General features: G+C 67.4%; 15 protein-coding genes. 7 read left to right on the top strand and 8 right to left on the bottom strand.

Annotated features, from left to right (window positions below):
* Window positions 1-574: 574 nt before the first annotated feature.
* Window positions 575-2,266: an aspartate-alanine antiporter gene (gene aspT / locus A4F85_RS06065; RefSeq protein WP_034398603.1), complete on the top strand. Its 1,692-nt coding sequence runs from the start codon at window positions 575-577 to the stop codon at window positions 2,264-2,266.
* Between the two features lie 64 nt (window positions 2,267-2,330).
* Complete coding sequence (locus A4F85_RS06060) at window positions 2,331-3,926, top strand: bifunctional aspartate transaminase/aspartate 4-decarboxylase (protein ID WP_012205739.1); 1,596 nt, start codon at window positions 2,331-2,333, stop codon at window positions 3,924-3,926.
* A 25-nt stretch (window positions 3,927-3,951) separates the two neighbouring features.
* On the opposite strand, the gene A4F85_RS06055 is transcribed toward A4F85_RS06060, so the two are convergent.
* Window positions 3,952-4,902: a DMT family transporter gene (locus A4F85_RS06055; protein ID WP_063326006.1), complete on the bottom strand. Its 951-nt coding sequence runs from the start codon at window positions 4,900-4,902 to the stop codon at window positions 3,952-3,954.
* Window positions 4,903-4,977: 75 nt separating this feature from the next.
* On the opposite strand from A4F85_RS06055, the gene A4F85_RS06050 reads away from it, so the two are divergent.
* The 4 genes from A4F85_RS06050 (at window position 4,978) to A4F85_RS06035 (ending at window position 8,281) form a co-directional block, all read left to right on the top strand.
* Complete coding sequence (locus tag A4F85_RS06050) at window positions 4,978-5,880, top strand: LysR family transcriptional regulator (RefSeq protein ID WP_063326005.1); 903 nt, start codon at window positions 4,978-4,980, stop codon at window positions 5,878-5,880.
* A gap of 131 nt (window positions 5,881-6,011) precedes the next feature.
* On the top strand, window positions 6,012-6,914 hold the full coding sequence (locus A4F85_RS29280; protein WP_082848120.1) for a nitroreductase: 903 nt from the start codon (window positions 6,012-6,014) through the stop codon (window positions 6,912-6,914).
* A gap of 162 nt (window positions 6,915-7,076) precedes the next feature.
* Window positions 7,077-7,988 (top strand): bestrophin family protein, encoded by a 912-nt coding sequence (locus tag A4F85_RS06040; RefSeq protein ID WP_063326004.1) that lies wholly within the window; start codon window positions 7,077-7,079, stop codon window positions 7,986-7,988.
* Window positions 7,989-8,071: 83 nt separating this feature from the next.
* The gene (locus A4F85_RS06035; RefSeq protein ID WP_013802290.1) at window positions 8,072-8,281 is read left to right on the top strand and encodes a DUF4287 domain-containing protein; all 210 of its coding nucleotides are present in this window, start codon (window positions 8,072-8,074) and stop codon (window positions 8,279-8,281) included.
* A gap of 17 nt (window positions 8,282-8,298) precedes the next feature.
* On the opposite strand, the gene A4F85_RS06030 is transcribed toward A4F85_RS06035, so the two are convergent.
* From A4F85_RS06030 to A4F85_RS06020, 3 genes are read right to left on the bottom strand one after another with little or no spacing between them, the layout of a single operon-like run.
* Window positions 8,299-9,270, bottom strand: a complete 972-nt coding sequence (locus A4F85_RS06030) for an alpha/beta hydrolase (protein WP_063326003.1) — start codon at window positions 9,268-9,270, stop codon at window positions 8,299-8,301.
* 2 nt (window positions 9,271-9,272) lie between these two features.
* Window positions 9,273-10,169 (bottom strand): alpha/beta fold hydrolase, encoded by an 897-nt coding sequence (locus A4F85_RS06025; RefSeq protein WP_063326002.1) that lies wholly within the window; start codon window positions 10,167-10,169, stop codon window positions 9,273-9,275.
* 39 nt (window positions 10,170-10,208) lie between these two features.
* Window positions 10,209-11,264, bottom strand: coding sequence for a sugar phosphate isomerase/epimerase family protein (locus tag A4F85_RS06020; protein ID WP_013802287.1), 1,056 nt, complete (start codon window positions 11,262-11,264; stop codon window positions 10,209-10,211).
* Between the two features lie 142 nt (window positions 11,265-11,406).
* Between A4F85_RS06020 and A4F85_RS06015 the strand changes: the two genes are divergently transcribed.
* Window positions 11,407-12,021, top strand: coding sequence for a TetR/AcrR family transcriptional regulator (locus A4F85_RS06015; protein WP_063326001.1), 615 nt, complete (start codon window positions 11,407-11,409; stop codon window positions 12,019-12,021).
* A gap of 4 nt (window positions 12,022-12,025) precedes the next feature.
* On the opposite strand, the gene A4F85_RS06010 is transcribed toward A4F85_RS06015, so the two are convergent.
* From A4F85_RS06010 to A4F85_RS05995, 4 genes are all read right to left on the bottom strand, one after another.
* Window positions 12,026-13,141: an acyl-CoA dehydrogenase family protein gene (locus tag A4F85_RS06010; protein ID WP_063326000.1), complete on the bottom strand. Its 1,116-nt coding sequence runs from the start codon at window positions 13,139-13,141 to the stop codon at window positions 12,026-12,028.
* Between the two features lie 82 nt (window positions 13,142-13,223).
* On the bottom strand, window positions 13,224-14,555 hold the full coding sequence (locus A4F85_RS06005) for a c-type cytochrome (protein ID WP_063325999.1): 1,332 nt from the start codon (window positions 14,553-14,555) through the stop codon (window positions 13,224-13,226).
* 17 nt (window positions 14,556-14,572) lie between these two features.
* Window positions 14,573-16,873 carry a xanthine dehydrogenase family protein molybdopterin-binding subunit gene (locus A4F85_RS06000; protein WP_063325998.1) on the bottom strand — a complete coding sequence of 767 codons (2,301 nt, stop codon included), beginning with the start codon at window positions 16,871-16,873 and terminating at the stop codon, window positions 14,573-14,575.
* Entirely contained in the window at window positions 16,870-17,457 is a 588-nt protein-coding gene (locus tag A4F85_RS05995) for a (2Fe-2S)-binding protein (protein ID WP_013802282.1), read from the bottom strand. The genes A4F85_RS06000 and A4F85_RS05995 overlap by 4 nt, the downstream gene beginning before the upstream one ends.
* Window positions 17,458-17,478: the final 21 nt, after the last annotated feature.

Below are 17,478 nucleotides of genomic sequence, written 5' to 3'. Positions count from 1 at the left end.
CTAGCGCTTACTGTTTAATTAGATATTTTCAACAGTTGCAAGTACCAGCGCAGATCATGAAAAAACGACAGGTATGATAAATTTTATCTATGATAAAAAGATTCTCAATAAAACACAAATTATTTGCGCTAAACGTGTTTTGGTAATGGCGTACTGTAAGAAATTGCAAAAATTCTACCAATTTTCTTTTGGACAACTCTTAGCCTCAGTTGCCATTGATCGCCCAAGATATGCCGTCCAGGCAGATTCATCTGAAGGGTGAACTGTCCTAAATCGATTTCAACATCGGCATCAGCTGCCTCTCGCGTGACGGCGCAGTCCTACGCAGGAACTCATATTTGTAATGAATAGTGGACTTGCAACCTAAGAAAATATAAAAATACAATGAAACAGGCGCATGTGATTGAGAATTTCTTAATCATGCGTGCTCAATCAGTATTTCTCAATAGATATTTCCCAATAGAAATCGTCGTTCCCCCCAAGTCCGCGCGCACGCAAGCCCCTGCTCTCCCCTGGCAGCCGCTCCCCGTTGCCTTGCACCGCCGTGGACCTCAACCCAGAAGCAGAGGTGGCTGTGGACTTTCTCAGAAGCATCTTTCATCAGGCTCCGGAAATTGCGCTGTTCGCGGCCTTGGCGCTCGGTTACTGGGTGGGCAAGTTCAGGTTCGGGTCGTTCCAGCTGGGGGGCGTGGCGGGGTCGCTGCTGGCGGCGGTGCTGATCAGCCAGGTGGGGGTGACCATTGATTCGGGCATCAAGGCGGTGCTGTTCGCGCTGTTCATCTATGCCGTGGGTTTCGAGAGCGGGCCGCAGTTTTTCCGCTCGCTGGGTCGGCAGTCGGTCAAGGAGATCCTGATGGCCCTGGTGGTGGCCGTGTCGGGGCTGGTCACGGTGGTGGTGATCGCCCGGGTGTTCCATCTGGACAAGGGGCTGGCGGCGGGGCTGGCAGCGGGCGGGCTGACGCAGTCGGCCATCATCGGCACGGCGGGCTCTGCCATCGAGAAGCTGGGACTGGCGCCCGACGAGGTGCAGCGCATGCAGGCCAATGTGGCCATCGGCTATGCGGTGACCTATATCTTCGGCTCCTTCGGCGCCATCATCATGTGCGTGAACGTGCTGCAGTGGCTGACGGGCCGCAAGATCCGCGAGGACGCGATCCAGGCCGAGCAGGAGCTGCTCAAGGGCGTGCGCGTGTACGGAACCGGCGAGTCACCGGCCGTGCCGGATCTGGTGGGCCGCATTTTCCGCGTGGGCCAGGCGGGCCGCACCGTGGCGGAGCTGGAGGCCAGCGCCACCGCCAACGGCGGCACGGTGACGGTGGAGCGCATACAGCGCAGGAACGCGATGGTGGGCGTGGACGGCAGCCTGGCGCTGGAGGCCGGCGACATCATCTTGCTGGTGGGCCGGCGCGCGGCCGTGGTGGCGCTGGGCGCCTCGGTGGGCGAGGAGCTGCAGGGCGCCGAGGGCATGGACGTGGTGATGGTGCGGCGCGACGTGGCCATCTCCAACAACCAGTACCTGAACCGCAGCGTGAAGGACATCCTGGACAGCCTGTCGCAGGAGTTCAAGCACGGTGTGTACGCAGTGGCGCTGATGCGCGCGGGCACGCCGGTGCCGATTGCGCCGGCCACCATGGTCATGCCGGGCGATGTGGTGACGCTGTTCGGCACGCCGCAGGATGTGCAAAAGGCTGCGCAGTCGGTGGGCCCCATCATCGTGCCCAGCGACAAGACGGACTTTGTCTTCCATGGCCTGGGCATCACGGTGGGCCTGCTGATCGGGCTGCTGGTGCTGCGCCTGGGCTCCATTCCCATCACGCTGGGCAGCGGCGGCGGCGCCCTGCTGGCGGGCCTGCTGTTCGGCTGGTGGCGCAGCCGCAAGCACACCTTCGGCAACATGCCCACGGCCGCTTCCACGCTGCTGCGCGACCTGGGCCTGGCCGGCTTCGTGGCCATGGTGGGCCTGCAGTCCGGCCAGCAGGCCGTGACCACGGTGATGCAGCAGGGCCTGACGCTGTTCCTGCTGGGCGTGGTGGTGACCATCGTGCCGCTGCTGATCGCCATGCTGTTCGGCAAGTACGTGCTGCGCTATGACAACGTGGCCGTGTTCGCGGGCTCGCTGTCGGGGGCGCGCAGCGCCAACCCGGCGTTTGGCGAGATTCTGGACAAGGCCGGCAACTCGATTCCCACGGCACCGTTTGCGATCACCTATGCGCTGGCCAATGTGTTCCTCACATTGCTGGGCCCGCTGGTCATCGCCTTTGCCTGATCACCCCTGATCACCCCTGACCGATCCCCAAGGACCACCAAGGACCATCACAAGGAGCTGCGCAATGAGCAAGGATTATCGGAGTCTGGCGAATTTGAGCCCGTTCGAACTCAAGGACGAACTGATCAAGGTGGCCTCGGGCAAGGCCAACCGCCTCATGCTCAATGCGGGGCGCGGCAATCCCAACTTCCTGGCGACCACGCCGCGCCGGGCGTTCTTCCGGCTGGGGCTGTTCGCGGCGGCGGAGTCGGAGCTGTCGTACTCCTACATGACGGTGGGCGTGGGCGGGCTGGCCAAGCTCGACGGCATCGAGGGCCGCTTCGAGCGCTTCATCGCCGAGCACCGCGACCAGGAGGGCGTGAAGTTCCTGGGCAAGTCGCTGAGCTATGTGCGCGACCAGCTGGGGCTGGACCCCGCCGCCTTCCTGCACGAGATGGTGGACGGCATCCTGGGCTGCAACTACCCCGTGCCGCCGCGCATGCTCACCGTGAGCGAGCAGGTCGTGCGCCAGTACATCGTCCGCGAGATGGCCGGCGGCGCCGTGCCGCCCGAATCGGTGGACCTGTTCGCGGTGGAGGGCGGCACGGCGGCCATGGCCTATATCTTCGAGAGCCTGCGCATCAGCGGCCTGCTCAAGGCCGGCGACAAGGTGGCCATCGGCATGCCGGTGTTCACGCCGTATATCGAGATTCCCGAACTGGCCCAGTACGACCTCAAGGAAGTGCCCATCCACGCCGACCCCGACAACGGCTGGCAGTACTCCGACGCCGAGCTGGACAAGCTCAAGGACCCGGACGTCAAGATCTTCTTCTGCGTGAACCCCAGCAACCCGCCGTCCGTGAAGATGGACCAGCGCAGCCTGGACCGCGTGCGCGCCATCGTGGCCGAGCAGCGGCCCGACCTGCTGATCCTGACCGACGATGTCTACGGCACCTTTGCCGATGAATTCCAGTCCCTGTTCTCGGTCTGCCCCCAGAACACGCTGCTGGTGTATTCGTTCTCCAAGTATTTCGGGGCCACGGGCTGGCGCCTGGGCGTGATCGCGGCGCACAAGGACAACGTGTTCGACCATGCGCTGGCGCAGTTGCCCGAGTCCGCCAAGAAGGCGCTGGACCACCGCTACCGCTCGCTGCTGCCCGATGTGCGCTCGCTCAAGTTCATCGACCGCCTGGTGGCCGACAGCCGCGTGGTGGCGCTGAACCACACGGCCGGCCTGTCCACGCCGCAGCAGGTGCAGATGGTGCTGTTCTCGCTGTTTGCGCTCATGGATGAAGCGGACGCCTACAAGCAGGCGCTCAAGCAACTGATCCGCCGCCGCGAGGCCACGCTGTACCGCGAGCTGGGCATGCCCCCGCTGGAGAACCCCAACTCGGTCAACTACTACACGCTGATCGACCTGCAGAACGTGACCTGCCGGCTCTACGGCGAGGCCTTCTCGCAATGGGCCGTGCAGCAGTCCTCGACCGGCGACATGCTGTTCCGAGTGGCGGACGAGACCGGCATCGTGCTGCTGCCAGGCCGGGGCTTCGGGTCCGACCGCCCCTCGGGCCGCGCCTCGCTGGCCAACCTCAACGAGTACGAGTACGCCGCCATAGGCCGCGCCCTGCGCCGGCTGGCCGACGAGCTGTACGAGCAGTACAAGGCGCTGGGCAAGGAGTAGGCCCTGCGCACAAGGCCCGCACGGCTCATCGCAGCTGTCGGGCCTTGACCACCAGCAGCGCCCCGGCCATCAGGCCCACGCCGGCCAGTTGCACGAAGCCCAGCGCACGCCCGTAGACGGCCCAGTCCAGCACGATGGCCGTCAACGGATAGACGTACTGCAGCAAGGCAATGCGGCCCAGCGTGAGGCGCGCCATGCCCGCAAAAAGGATGGCATAGGCCAGTCCGGTGTGCAGTACGCCCAGACCGGCCAGCCACGCCCAGGACGACGGCGCCTGCGGCCAGCCATGAACCAGCGGCACCCACAGCAGCAGCACGGTACCGACCGCGCACTGCCACCAGGCCAGCGCAAACGGCGTGACCACCTTCTCGGTCTTGGCCAGGATGGTCACGGCCGCATAGCACAGCGAGCCGGCCAGGCACATGAGCAGTCCGGACACATGGTCCGGTCCCCAGGCCGCCGCATCGCCACCCAGCAGCCCCGTGGTCAACACCAGTCCCAGCAACGCCGCCAGCACGGCCGCCACCTGCCGTGGCGCCACGGCCTCGCACAGCACCAGGGTGCCAAAGAGCATGATCCACACCGGCTGGATGTGGAACACGATGGTGGCCACGCCAATGGAGGTGCGCGGTATGGCGGCAAAGAACAGCGCCCAGTTCAGCACCATGAGGAGGCCCGTGGCCACCACCACCGCCCAGCTTCTGCCGCGCACGCGCAGCTCCCGCACGCGGCCCGTGGCCAGGCCCCAGGCCAGCAGCGCCAGCGCGCCGAAGGCGCAGCGAAACAGCACGGTGACCAAAGGGTGCTGGCGGGCTTCTTCCACAAATACGCCGACGGTGCCCAGCAGCACGCCGCCCGCAATCATCAGCCACTGGCCGCGTGTCTCCTGCGCTGTGGAAGCGGCTTGCGCGGGCGCGGGAGCGGGCGCGGTGGAGGCTACGGATGCGGCCTGTAAGAAATGGGTTCTGTCTTGCATGGCCGCGATCGTCTCGTGGCAGGAAATTCCCGTAAAGCAAATAGTTTGCAGGTTTAGTATTCGATATTCGAATCCATGGAGCGTGCCGTGAACCACCCCGACCTGCAGATCGACTGGCTGCGTGCCCTGGTGGCCGTGGTGGATGCTGGCTCGCTCTCGGCTGCCGCGCCGCTGCTGCACCGATCACAGGCCGCCGTGAGCATGCAGATCAAGAAGCTGGAGACAGCGCTGGGCCAGCCCGTGCTGCTGCGCGGCCCACGCCATCTGCAGCTCACGCCCGCTGGCGCGGAGCTGCTGGGCTATGCGCGGCGCATGCTGGAGCTGCAGGCCCAAGCGCAGGCGGCCCTGTTCGGCCCCGACCTGTCCGGACGCGTGCGGCTGGGCGTGCCGGACGACTACGCATCCACCTATCTGACGCCCGTGCTGCGCAGCTTTGCAGGCCGCTACCAGGGCGTGGAGATCGAGCTGACCTGCGAGCAGTCCACCGCGCTGATCCCGCAGGTGGTGCGCGGCACGCTGGACCTGGCCCTGGTCTCGCGCGACAGGCCCCAGCGCGGGCGCCTGCTGTTCCACGAGCCCCTGGTCTGGGTGGGCGCGCCGCAGCACGAGGTGTGGAGGAAGAATCCCCTGCCGATTGCCGTCTACGAGGCCGCCAGCCTGGCGCGCACGGCCGCGCTGTCCAGCCTGGCGGCCCAGCGGCGCGCGCACCGCGTGGTCTATCACAGCTCCAGCCTTGCCGGCCAGCTGGCCGCCGTGGAAAGCGGCCTGGCCGTGGCCGTGTTCACGCGCTGCAGCGTGCCGCCGCACCTGCAGGTGCTGCAGAACCTGCCGGCCGGCTTTGAGCTGCCGCCGCTGGTGTCCATGGAAGTTTCGGCCCTGCGCAGCAAGGCCTCGCAGGGCTCGGCGGCCGTGGATGCCATGTACGGGCAGTTGATTGCGACGCTGGGCCAGGCACCTCAGGAACTGACCAAGGCCTGACGCCTGGCGAGGTTCGGCAAGCATTCTGCGCACGCATTTCGCTGTATTCTTGAAAACATAATGAAATCATCCACCGGCCATTTACCGCAACTTGGTTGGGCGCCCCCACAAGCCCGCGCTGGAGAACCGACTTGACGCAAAAATACATTCCCCATCTGCTGGCCCTGGACCGCGAGCGTGACTGGGCGCGCGCAGCGCAGGCCTGCGGCATCTCCGACAACGCGCTGGCCCAGGCCATCCGCTCGGCCGAGGCGGAGTTCGGCCACGCGCTGGTGCGTGCGGGCCGGCCCTTCCAGGGGTTCACGCGGGAGGGTGAACAGGTTCTGGCCTGGGCACGGCAGTTCGCCCAGGCGGTGGATGCACTCAAGCACTGCTTTGCCGACACGCGCAAGCGGGCGGGCCTGGCGCCCCTGCTGGCGCGGCGCTCCGTCTCGCCCAGGCGGCTGGCCATGCCGGGCCCGGACAGCGGCGACATGGACCTGATGATCGAGGCCGCGCTATGCGCTCCGGACCACGGTGCCTTGCACCCCTGGCGGGTTCTGGAGTTTCCCGCCCACCAGCGCGAGGCCTTGGCCAGCCTGTTCGAGCAGGAAAAACTGCGCCGCGATCCGCTGGCCCCGGCCGACGACATCCGCCGTGCGCGCGAGCATGCAACGCGCGCTCCGGCGCTGATCGCCTTCATCATCTCGCCCCGGCCGCGCTCGCGCGTGCCGCTGCGTGAGCAATGGCTGGCTGCGGGCGCGGCCCTGGGCAACTTCCTCAACGCCGCCCACCATTTGGGCTTTGGTGCCATCGTGCTCAGTGGCGAGCGCTGTTTTGACCCGGCCCTGCATTCAGCGCTGGGTTTGCGCGAGGGCGAGCATCTGGCCGGCTTCATCAGCCTGGGCACCATCACCAGCCAGCCATCCCCGCGCGCAACGGTGGCGCCCTCTTCCATGCGCACGGCATGGCAGGCTGAGCAGGCAGCAGCGGTCACGGCACAGGCCCTTCTCCAGCCAGACGGCAACCACGACAGCCACGGCAGCGATCTTTGAAGCCGCAGCCAGCGCGTGCAGGTTGGCGCACAAGTGGCGCACAAGTGGCGCATGAGTGGCGCGCAGGTGGCGCACTGACTGCGCGGGGCGGTTAGAGTTGCGGGGCTGCTGCGCCCTCTTGCACCCTCTTGCGCCCTCTTTTCCATCACGGAACAAGCTTTCATGATCATCCGGCCCCGCCCCCACTGGCTGCGCATGCTCTTCGTGCTGCGCGGCTCGGTGCTGCCCGACATCCTGCCGCAGTTGATGGCTGCCACCTTGTTCGCCGTGCTGGTCACGGCACTGCACGGCCAGCTGTTCGCCTGGAAGGTGCCGCTGAACTTCGTGCCGTTTTCGCTGATCGGGCTGACGCTGGCCATCTTCCTGGGCTTTCGCAACAGCACCAGCTATGCGCGCTATTGGGAGGCGCGCACGCTGTGGGGCACCCTGCTCAACGAGACACGCACCCTGGTGCGCCAGGCCCGGACCTTGACCGATGCACCGCAGCACGCCCCGGCCCTGGCCATGGTGCTGGCGGCCTTTGTGCATGCGCTGCGCCACCAGTTGCGCGGCACCGATGCCGCGGCCGACATGCACCGCCTGCTGCCCGCCGCCGACTGCGAGCGCCTGGCCACGGCGCGCTTCAAGCCTGCCGTGCTGCTGCTCATGGCCGGCGAATGGCTGCAGGCGCGCCGCCAAGACGGCAGCCTGCAGCCGGTGCTGGTGCCCGCCATGGAGGCGCCGCTGTGCAAGCTGGCCGAGGCACTGGGCGGCTGCGAACGCATTGCGGGCACGCCGATTCCCTTCACCTATGCGGTGATCATTCATCGCACCATCTATCTGTACTGCCTGCTGCTGCCCTTCGGCCTGGTGGATTCCATCGGCTTCATGACGCCGGTGATCGTGGCCTTCATCGCCTACACCTTCTTCGCGCTGGAGGCGCTGGGCGCCGAGCTGGAGGAGCCCTTCGGCACGGCACCCAACGACCTGGCGCTGGACGCCATGTCGCAGATGATCGAGGCCACGCTGCGCGAGCTGACCGGCGAGGTGCTGCCGCCTGCGCCGCAGCACAAGGATGTGCTGTTCCTGACCTGACCCTGCCTGCCGGCCCGGACAGCGCCAGCGCCAGCGCCAGCGGCACAATCTGCCACCCGCATCACAGAAAAAGGACAAGCGCCATGACGGAGACAAGCAAGGTCAAGGGACCGGCCTCGTATTTCCCTTCCATCGAGAAGACCTACGGCCAGCCGATCGCGCACTGGATGGACCTGCTGCAACAGCAGGACACCCGCAAGCACATGGAACTGGTGGGCTGGCTCAAGGCCCAGCACCAGATGGGGCACGGCCATGCGAATGCGCTGGTGGCCGTGTTCCTGGCGCAGGCCTGACCTGCAGCCAGCAACCCTCAGCCGATGGCCGTGCCGAAAGCCTGGCGCACGGCAGCACCCGCTTCGTCAAACAGGCGGCGTGATGCCGGCGCCAGCCCCAGCATGTGCATGCAGGCGTGCACCATGCCGGGCAGGCGCACTAACTTCACCGCAACACCTGCCTGGGCCAGCCGCTGCGCATAGGCTTCGGCCTCGTCGCGCAGCGGGTCGTATTCGCAGCTGATCACCGTGGCAGGCGGCAGGCCTGCCAGGTGGTCCGCGCGCAGCGGAGAGACAAGTTCGTGCCGCCCCGAGGCCGCATCGCCCAGGTACGCGCCATAGCAGTACTCCATGGCCGCACGCGTGAGGTAGTGGCCCTGGCCGAACTGCTGGAACGACGGCGAGTCCATGGCCGCGTCCAGTGCCGGGTACAGCAGCAGCTGGTGGGCGATGGCCGGTGCGCCCGCCGCTCCCCAGCCTTCTTGCTGCCGCGCCAGCAGGCAGGCGGCGGCCGCGAGGTTGCCGCCCGCGCTGTCTCCGGCCACGCCGATGCGCCTGCGGTCCAGGCCCAGCGCATCGGCCTGTTCAAAGGTCCAGGCAATGGCATCGCAGAAGTCATGCAACGGCACGGGAAAGCGGTGCTCGGGCGCCAGCCGGTAGTCCACCGAGACCACGACGGCGCCCGTTGCCGCGGCCAATGCGCGGCAGGGGTTGTCGTAGACCTCCAGCGAACCCAGGCACCAGCCGCCGCCGTGGGCGAAGACCAGGACGGGCTGGGGCGTGGGTGTGTCCGAGGCCAGCGGCCGGTAGATGCGCACGCGCAGCGGCGCACCGTCGCGCGCGGGCAGCGTGAAGTCTTCGGTGCGGGCCACGGCCTCGGCCGGGCCGTGCAGGGCGCGCAGCCCGGCGTCGGTGGCCTCGCGCAGCGCTGCCAGCGTGGGCGGGGCCACGGCCTGGGTTGCCTGCGCCAGCTCGGCGAGATAGCGCGCAATGTCAGCGTCCAGGCCCATGGTCACAGCGTCCTTTGCAGGAACGGCAGCAGCTCGGCGATGAAGGGCTCGGCGGCTTCCTCCATGATGAAGTGGCCGCAGCCCGGCACGATCACGCCCGACAGGTCATCGGCATGGCCGCGCAGCGTGGCCAGCGGCGCATCGGCCGTGGCATGCTCGGCGCCAATGGCCAGCACGGGCATGGCCAGCGGGCGCAGCGCACGCTCGCGGTTCTGGCGGATGGTTTCGGGAATGGCGCGGTAGTAGGCAAAGCCGCCGCGCAGGCCACCGGGCGCCGCATAGGCATCGACATAGACGTCGACGGCCACGCGGTCGCGCCGCAGCGACCAGCGGTTGAACATGAATTCCAGGTAGGCACGCTCGCGCCCCGCGATCAGGGTCTCGGGCAGGTCGGCCAGCTGGTTGAACATGAAGTGCCACAGGAAGATGTTCTGCTCTGGCGGCGCAAAGATGCTGGGCTCGGGCGCCAGGCCGGGGATCACGGCCTCGGTCAGCGCCAGGGACTGCACGGCCTGCGGCTGGTCGCTGGCCAGCGCATAGGCCACCCACATGCCCACGTCGTGGCCGGCGACCTGGTAGCGCTCATGGCCCAGCGCCAGCATGGTGCGGTGCAGGGTCAGCGCGATGGAGCCCGTGTCGTAGCCGGTGTCGGGCCGGTCCGAAAAGCCCGTGCCCGGCGGATCGACGGCAATGGCCTGGAAACCCTGCGCAGCCAGCGCCTGCATGACGTGGCGCCAGGCATACCAGGTCTGGGGCCAGCCCGGGATCAGCAGCACGGGCGCGCCCTGCCCGGCCGTGATGCAGTGGATGCGGCGGCCCTCGATGCGCACGTAGTCGTGCGAGAACTCGTGGGCCTGGTCTTCCTGCTTGCGCAGGGCGTTCGATGTGAAAGCGTTCATTGTTGGATTCTTTTTGAGGTTCTTTGGCTGCGGGCGTGCTCAGGCGATGCCGAGCATGGCGTTGATCTGGCGCTGGTCCACGGGGGCGCCGGCGAAGTCGTCAAAGATCTTGTCGGTCACGCGGATGATGTGGCGGTTGATGAAGTCCACGCCCTCGCGCGCACCGTCTTCCTGGTCCTTGAGGCAGCACTCCCATTCCAGCGAGGCCCAGCCCTGGTAGTCGTACTGGGCGAACTTGGAGAAGATGGCCTTGAAGTCCACCTGCCCGTCGCCCAGCGAACGGAAACGCCCTGCCCGCTCCAGCCACGAGGAATAGCCGCCGTAGATGCCCTGGCGCCCGCTGGGCAGGAACTCCGCATCCTTCACATGGAACATGCGGATGTGCTCGCGGTAGATGTCGATGTAGTCGAGGTAGTTGAGCTGCTGCAGCACGAAGTGGCTGGGATCGAACAGGATCTTGCAGCGCGCGTGCTGGCCCACCAGTTCATGGAAGCGCTCGAAGCTGGTGCCGTCGTGCAGGTCTTCGCTGGGGTGGATTTCGTAGCACAGGTTCACGCCCTGCTCGTCGCAGGCGTCGAGGATGGGGCGCCAGCGGCGCGCCAGCTCCTCGAAGGCGGTTTCGATCAGGCCGGCCGGGCGCTGCGGGAACGGGAACAGATAGGGCCAGACGAACGAGCCCGAGAACGTGCCCATGTCGCTCAGCCCCATGCGGCGCGATGCACTGGCCGACAGCTTGAGCTGCTCCAGCGCCCAGGCCGTGCGTGCGGCCGGATTGCCGCGCAGCGCCTCGGGCGCAAAGCTGTCGCACATGGCGTCGTAGGCCGGGTGCACGGCCACTAGCTGGCCAAAGATGTGCGTGGTCAGCTCGCTGGCCACCAGGCCGTGCGAGGCCAGCATGCCGTTGACATCGTCGCAATAGGTCTGGCTGCTGGCGGCCGTGGCCACGTCGAACAGGCGCTGGTCCCAGGCGGGAATCTGCAGGCCCTTGAAGCCCACGCCGGCCGCCCAGCGTGCGATGTCTTCCAGGGAATTGAACGGTGCCTTGTTGTCGGCGAATTGCGCCAGATGAAGGCTTGGGCCCTTGATGGTCTGCATGTGTTTTCCTTGCGTTGAGCTATTATTTGTTGATCGACAAAGAATAGTATCACGCCAATGCGGCTGCTTTTGCGAAGCCGATGCAAGACAGCATCACGGCGCCGCTAAGATGCCGCCCTGACTGTTGAGAAGGATGAGGAAGATGGCCGGAAGACCCAGGGAATTTGACCGAGACCAGGCGCTGGAGCGCGCCATGCTGGCGTTCTGGCGGCGCGGCTACGAGGGCACGTCCATGGCCGACCTGGTGCAGGCGCTGGGCATTGCGTCAGCGCGCATCTATGCGGCCTTCGGCAGCAAGCAGGACCTGTTCCGCGAGGCCGTGCAGCGCTACGAGGCCGGTGATGGCGGCTTTGCCGACCGCGCCATGGCCCAGGAGCCGCGTGTGCGCGACGCCCTGGCCCGCGTGCTGCGCGATGCCGTGGCCACCTACACGGACGATGCCCATCCGCTGGGCTGCATGGTGGTCACCGCCGCCACCAACTGCGCCGAGGAAAACGAGGCAGTCGCCGCCTGGCTGGCCGAACACCGCCGCCAGCGCACGCAGTCCCTGATCGACCGCCTTCAGCGCGCGCTGGATGAAGGCGAGTTGCGCGCCGGCACCGATGTGCAGGCGCTGGGGGATTTCTATGCCACGCAACTGCACGGCATCTCGGTGCAGGCCCGCGATGGCGTGCCGCGCCAGCGGCTGCTGGCTGCAGTGCAAACCGCCTTGCTGCTGCTGGACACGGCGCTGGAGCCCGCTGCCAAGGCGGGCTGAGCCGTCAGGCGCCGAGCTTTTGCAGTTTTTGCAGCTCGGCGCGCAACTGGATCACGCTGGGTGTGACGATGGGGATGAAGGCCGATTCACGCCAGCGGCGGGCAAAGCCATCGTCCGCATCCAGGCTGTAGGCACGGCCGCCGGCCGTCTGCAGCTCCAGCTGCATGGCCTGCTGCACGCAGTCGTGCAGGGCCAGGCGCAGCGCGAAAAGCCGCTCGGGCGCCTCCACGAAATCGCCGGCCTCGACACCGGCCTTGAGTGCCGCCACCGCCTGCTCCAGATGGCTGCGCGTATCGTCCAGCGGCTGCTGCAGCACATGCCCGCCCCGCCCCATGCGCGAGGCGGCCTGCGCACAGGCCGCGCGCGCCAGGCCGATGGACAGGCCGCATTGCATGCCCAGGAAGGCCGGCCGCACACGCGGCAGGAATCCGCCGGCGCGCTCGGCCAGCAGATCGTCTTCGGTGATGGCCACGTTCTTGAGTTGCAAGGCGGCGGTGTTGGTGCCGCGCAGGGCAATCAACTCCAGATCCGGCGAGCGCTCCAGGCCGGGACGATCGGACGGCAGGGCCACGATCATGGGCGGCGCGCCGTCGTCGCGCGCCACGGCAATCGCGGCCAGAAAGCGGGGGCCTCGCAGGTTGGTGCACCAGGGCACGCTGCCGTTGAGCAGCCAGCCGCCGCCTTCCCGGGCCGTGGCGCGGATGTTGAGAGCCTCCAGCCCGCTGAGGAATTTCATGATGTTGGACAGCCCCGAGGCACCGGCCGCATCGCCCGCCAGCAGCGCGGGCAGCCAGCGCTCGCGCAGGGCCGCATTGCCGGTGTTCGCCAGCATCTCGATCAGCACGCGCTGGCCCCAGAAGGCAAAGGCGGCGGACATGGAGTGCGTGGCCACCTGGGCAATCGCCTCGATGGCATCGCCGGCGCTGCCGCCCTGCCCGCCCAAGGCATCAGCCAAGCCGTGGCCCAGCAGCCCGGCTTCGGCCAGGTAGGGCACGACGGCGGCCGTGGCCTCGCCGTTGCCGGCATCCAGCGCCTGGGCACGTGCATCCAGCCATTGGCGGTTGGCGCCGGTCAGCAGGGGGAAATCGGGTATGTGGCTTGTCATCTTGCGGGTCACCATAAAAAAAGGGACCGCTGTGGGCACAGCGGTCCCTTGCCATCCTAGCGCAGCGCACAGGCTGCGCAGATGACGCAGCGCAGGCTCAGTGCGCCGCCACCTTGCCGGGGCGTGTTTCCTCGCGCAGGGCCTTGACCTTGTCGCTCAGGCCGGGCCATGGCTGCAGGCCGTACTGGCTGCGCATGGTGTTGAGCAGCGTGGCGATCTGATCGTCGCTGAGGTTGTGGCGGAAGGCAGGCATGGTGCCCAGCTGCGGGCGCGCCGGTTGCGTGATGCCGTTGAGCACCACATGGATGGCGTTGGTCGGCGAATCGCTGTACAGGTTGGTGTTCAGCGACAGCTGGGGGCGCACCCCGAAGCTGCTGCCGGCCAGCACGCCGCTGGGGTCGGCGCGGTGGCAGGCCATGCAGGCGCCCTGGTACAGGCGGTAGCCCTGGGCGTCGACCGGCAGCTTGGCAACCTCGGTCTTTTCCTTCACCAGCGCCTGGGCGTCCCCTGCGCCAGCGGCGTCTGCCACGGGCTTGCGGTACGACATCAGGTAGGTGGCCATGGCGTTGATGTCCTCGGCCGACTGGTGGGACAGGCCTTCGATCACGGGCGCCATGGGGCCGGCGGCCACGCCGTGGCGCTCCGAGAAACCGGTCTGCATATAGCGGACCAGGTCTTCTCGCGTCCAGGGCAGCGGAGCCACGGCCTTGTCGTTGAGCGCGGGCGCATCCCAGCCGTCGATGAAGGCGCCGGCCAGGTGGTCGGCACCCTTTTTCTCGGCGCCGAACTGGTTGCGCGGCGAGTGGCAGGCAGCGCAGTGGCCCAGGCCTTCCACCAGGTAGGCGCCGCGAATCCACTCGCCCGACTGGTTGGCGGGCGCGGGCTGCTCGCCCGGCTCCAGGTACAGCGCATTCCACAGGGCCAGCCCGCGGCGCACGTTGAACGGGAAGTTCAGCGCGGTCTTGGGTGCCTCGTTGGAGACAGCCGGCTCGGTCATCAGGAAGGCATACAGCGCCTTCATGTCCTCATCGGTCACGCGGGTGAACGCCGTGTACGGGAAGGCGGGGTACAGGTAGTTGCCCTCGCGGTCCACGCCATGGCGCATGGCGCGCTCGAAGGCCTCGTACGACCAGCGGCCGATGCCGGTTTGGGCATCAGGCGTGATGTTGGTCGAGTAGATGGTGCCGAAGGGGCTGGGCATGGCCAGGCCGCCTGCGTTGCGCTGGCCGCCCGGGGCCGTGTGGCAGACAGCGCAGTCGCCCATGTGCGCCAGGCGGCGCCCCTGGTCGATCTGCTGCTGGCTGAATTCCTGCACCGGGATCTGCTGCAGGGGCACGATCTCGCTGCGGCCCGTGGCCAGCCAGAAGGCGGCGCCGGCCACGGCGGCCAGGCCGACCACGCCGAGGGTGATTTTCTTGAGTGTGTGCATGTTCCGGTCCTCCGCTCTCAGTTCTGTGCCTTGTCGGCCGGGGCTGCATCGGCAGCCTTTGCCTTGAGTGCGGCCAGCACGCGTGCCGGGGTGAATGGCACTTCGCGCAGGCGCACGCCGGTGGCGTCGAACACGGCGTTGGAGACAGCTGCGGCGCTGGGCACGGAGGCGGATTCGCCAGCGCCCATGGGGTCTTCGCCCGGGCGCTCGACCAGTTGCACGTCGATCTCGGGCAGCTCTTCAAAGCGCAGGATGGGATAGCCGCCCCAGTCCAGCGAGGTCACGCCCTTGCTGTCGAAGGTCACGTACTCCTTGAGCACGCGGCTGGTGGACTGGATGATGTTGCCGTGCACCTGGTGGCGCACGCCGGCCGGGTTGACCATCTCGCCGCAGTCATGGGCCACGAAGACCTTGTCCACCTTGATCACGCCGGTCTCGCGGTCCACGGTCACGTCGCAGATCCAGGTGGCCCAGGCCGCGCCGTAGCCAGGGAACTTGCTGTGGTAGTAGCGGGCATAGGCAAAGCCGCGGCCCTTGACCAGGCGCTGGTCGGCCGGCGCGGGGTTGCGGTGGGCCGGGCCGTCCTGCCAGCCGGCCTGCTTGTGCGCAGCGTGCGTCAGCGCCACGGCGCGCGGGTCCTTCAGGTAGCGCAGGCGGTAGGCCAGCGGGTCTTCACCGGCCAGGTAGGCACATTCGTCGATCCAGCACTCATGGGCAAAGACGTTGGGCAGGGCCGAGACGCCGCGCATCCACGACGCGCGCACGATGGGCGCCGCATCCTGCGAGACCACGCGCATCTTGGGGTACTCGTACTGCGGGATGGCCGTACGGTCGCCCATCTGCAGCACCTTGGGCTTGTTGGGCACCTTGCCCGTCAGGATCAGGGCCAGGGCTGCCGCGTCGTTGGACGGGTAGCAGGTCTTGAGCTCGTAGCCCAGCACGGCATGGTTCTCGTCCAGGCCGCCGCGCACGCGGATCAGCTGGCCCGTGCCCTTGGGCTCCCAGGCGGCTTCCTGCTCGCGCATCAGCTGCACGCGCACCGGGCGGCCCACGGCCTGCGACAGCAGCACGGCGTCGGATGCCACGTCGTCCGCGCAATTGCGGCCATAGCAGCCCGAGGCTTCCAGGCGCGTCACATTGATCTGGTCGGCCGCCATGCCGGTCAGCGTGGCGATGTCCTTGCGCACGTCGTGCGGGTTCTGCGATCCGGTCCAGACCTGGATCTGGCTGGCGGACACCTCGGCCACGGCGCAGGACGGGCCGATGGAGGCATGCAGGTGGTAGGGCCAGACGTAGTCGGCCTCGATCACCTTCTTGGCGCCCGAGAAGGCCTCGTCAATGCCCGCGTCCTCGCGCAGCATGCGGTCGGTCTTCTCGTGCTTGACCAGGGTGTCGTGCATGGCGTTCAGCGACAGGTCGGGCACGCCGGCCCAGTCCTTCCACTTCACCTCCAGCTGGCGCATGGCGGCAATGGCCTGCTCTTCGCGCTCGGCCACGATGCCCACGAAATCGCCCTGCACCACCACCTTGACGATGCCCGGCAGATGAGCGACCGACTGCTCGTTCACAGAGATCAGGCTGCTGCCCAGCGGCGCCGACGCATCGGCACCGCCATAGGGCGGGCGCACCACGCGGCCGTGCAGCATGCCGGGCACGCGCACATCGTGCACATAGGCCAGCGCGCCCAGCACCTTGGCCGGAATGTCCACGCGCTGCACGGACTTGCCGATGTAGTTGAAGCCGCCGGTGCGCAGCGGCACTTCCTTGTCCAGCGCAATGTTCAGGTCCTGGCCCTGGGCCAGTTCGCCGTAGCCGATGCGTCGCCCGCCCTTGGCCACCACCGCGCCCTTGGACGTGGTCAGTGCGGACACGGGCTGCTGCAGCTTCTCGGCAGCCAGGCCCAGCAGCAGCTGGCGCACCTGCGCGGCGGCCTTGCGCATGGGGATGGCATCCACCTGGATGGTGTTGCTGGCAATGGTCGGGCCCTGGTTGGGCGTGCGGCCCGTGTGGCCCAGAACCATGGTGATGCGTTCGAACTCCACATCGAGTTCATCGGCCACCAGCTGCGCCAGCGAGGTACGGATGCCCGTGCCCAGGTCCACGTGGCCGTGGTAGGCCGTGACGCTGCCGTCCGCGCCAATGGCGATGAAGCTGCTCACCCGGTCGATGGGGGGAATGGGGAAGGCGCCGGCCACGGCGGGCGCCGTACCCGTGCTTTCGGCCACCAGGCCAGCGGCCGCCACCGAGCTGACCATAACCATGCCGCCCAGCTTGAGCAGGTTGCGGCGCGTCAGTTGAAGGGGGTTGGATGCACTCATGCTGCACCTCCCTGGGCGATCAGCACGCGGGCGCGAGCAGCCGCACGCATGATTTCCACATGCGTGCCGCAGCGGCACAGGTGGCCGGACAGGGCCTGGGTGACTTCCTCGTCGGTGGCCGTGGGCTTGTGGTCGAACAAGGCCACCAGGGCCATGACCATGCCGTTGGTGCAGTAGCCGCACTGGGCGGCCTGCTCGTCGATGAACGCCTGCTGCACAGGGTGCAGTCGGTAGACGGCCTTGCCCTGTGCATCGGCTGCCGGCTTGCCGGCAGGCATGCCCGGCACGGCGGCCGGATGGGCTGCTTCCCAGTCACGCGCCACGCGGGCGTGCTCGGCCTGGGTCGCGTCCTGGGACAGGCCTTCCAGCGTCGTGACCTTCATGCCCTGGACCACGCTCACGGGAACGGAGCAGGAGCGGGCCACCTTGCCGTCGATCAGCACGGCGCATGCGCCGCATTCGCCCAGGCCGCAGCCGAACTTGGGACCGTTGAGCTGCATGTCGTTGCGCAGCACATAAAGCAGCGGCGTCTCAGGGCTCACGCCCTGGATCTCGACCTCTTGTTGGTTGAGAGTGAATTTCATCGTGTGCAAACCTTGTGGTTG

The organism is Delftia sp. GW456-R20, assembly GCF_001622915.1.
Classification (GTDB): domain Bacteria; phylum Pseudomonadota; class Gammaproteobacteria; order Burkholderiales; family Burkholderiaceae_C; genus Comamonas; species Comamonas acidovorans.
The sequence above is the reverse complement of the archived record's forward strand: the minus strand, read 5'-3'. Positions and strand labels throughout refer to the sequence as shown.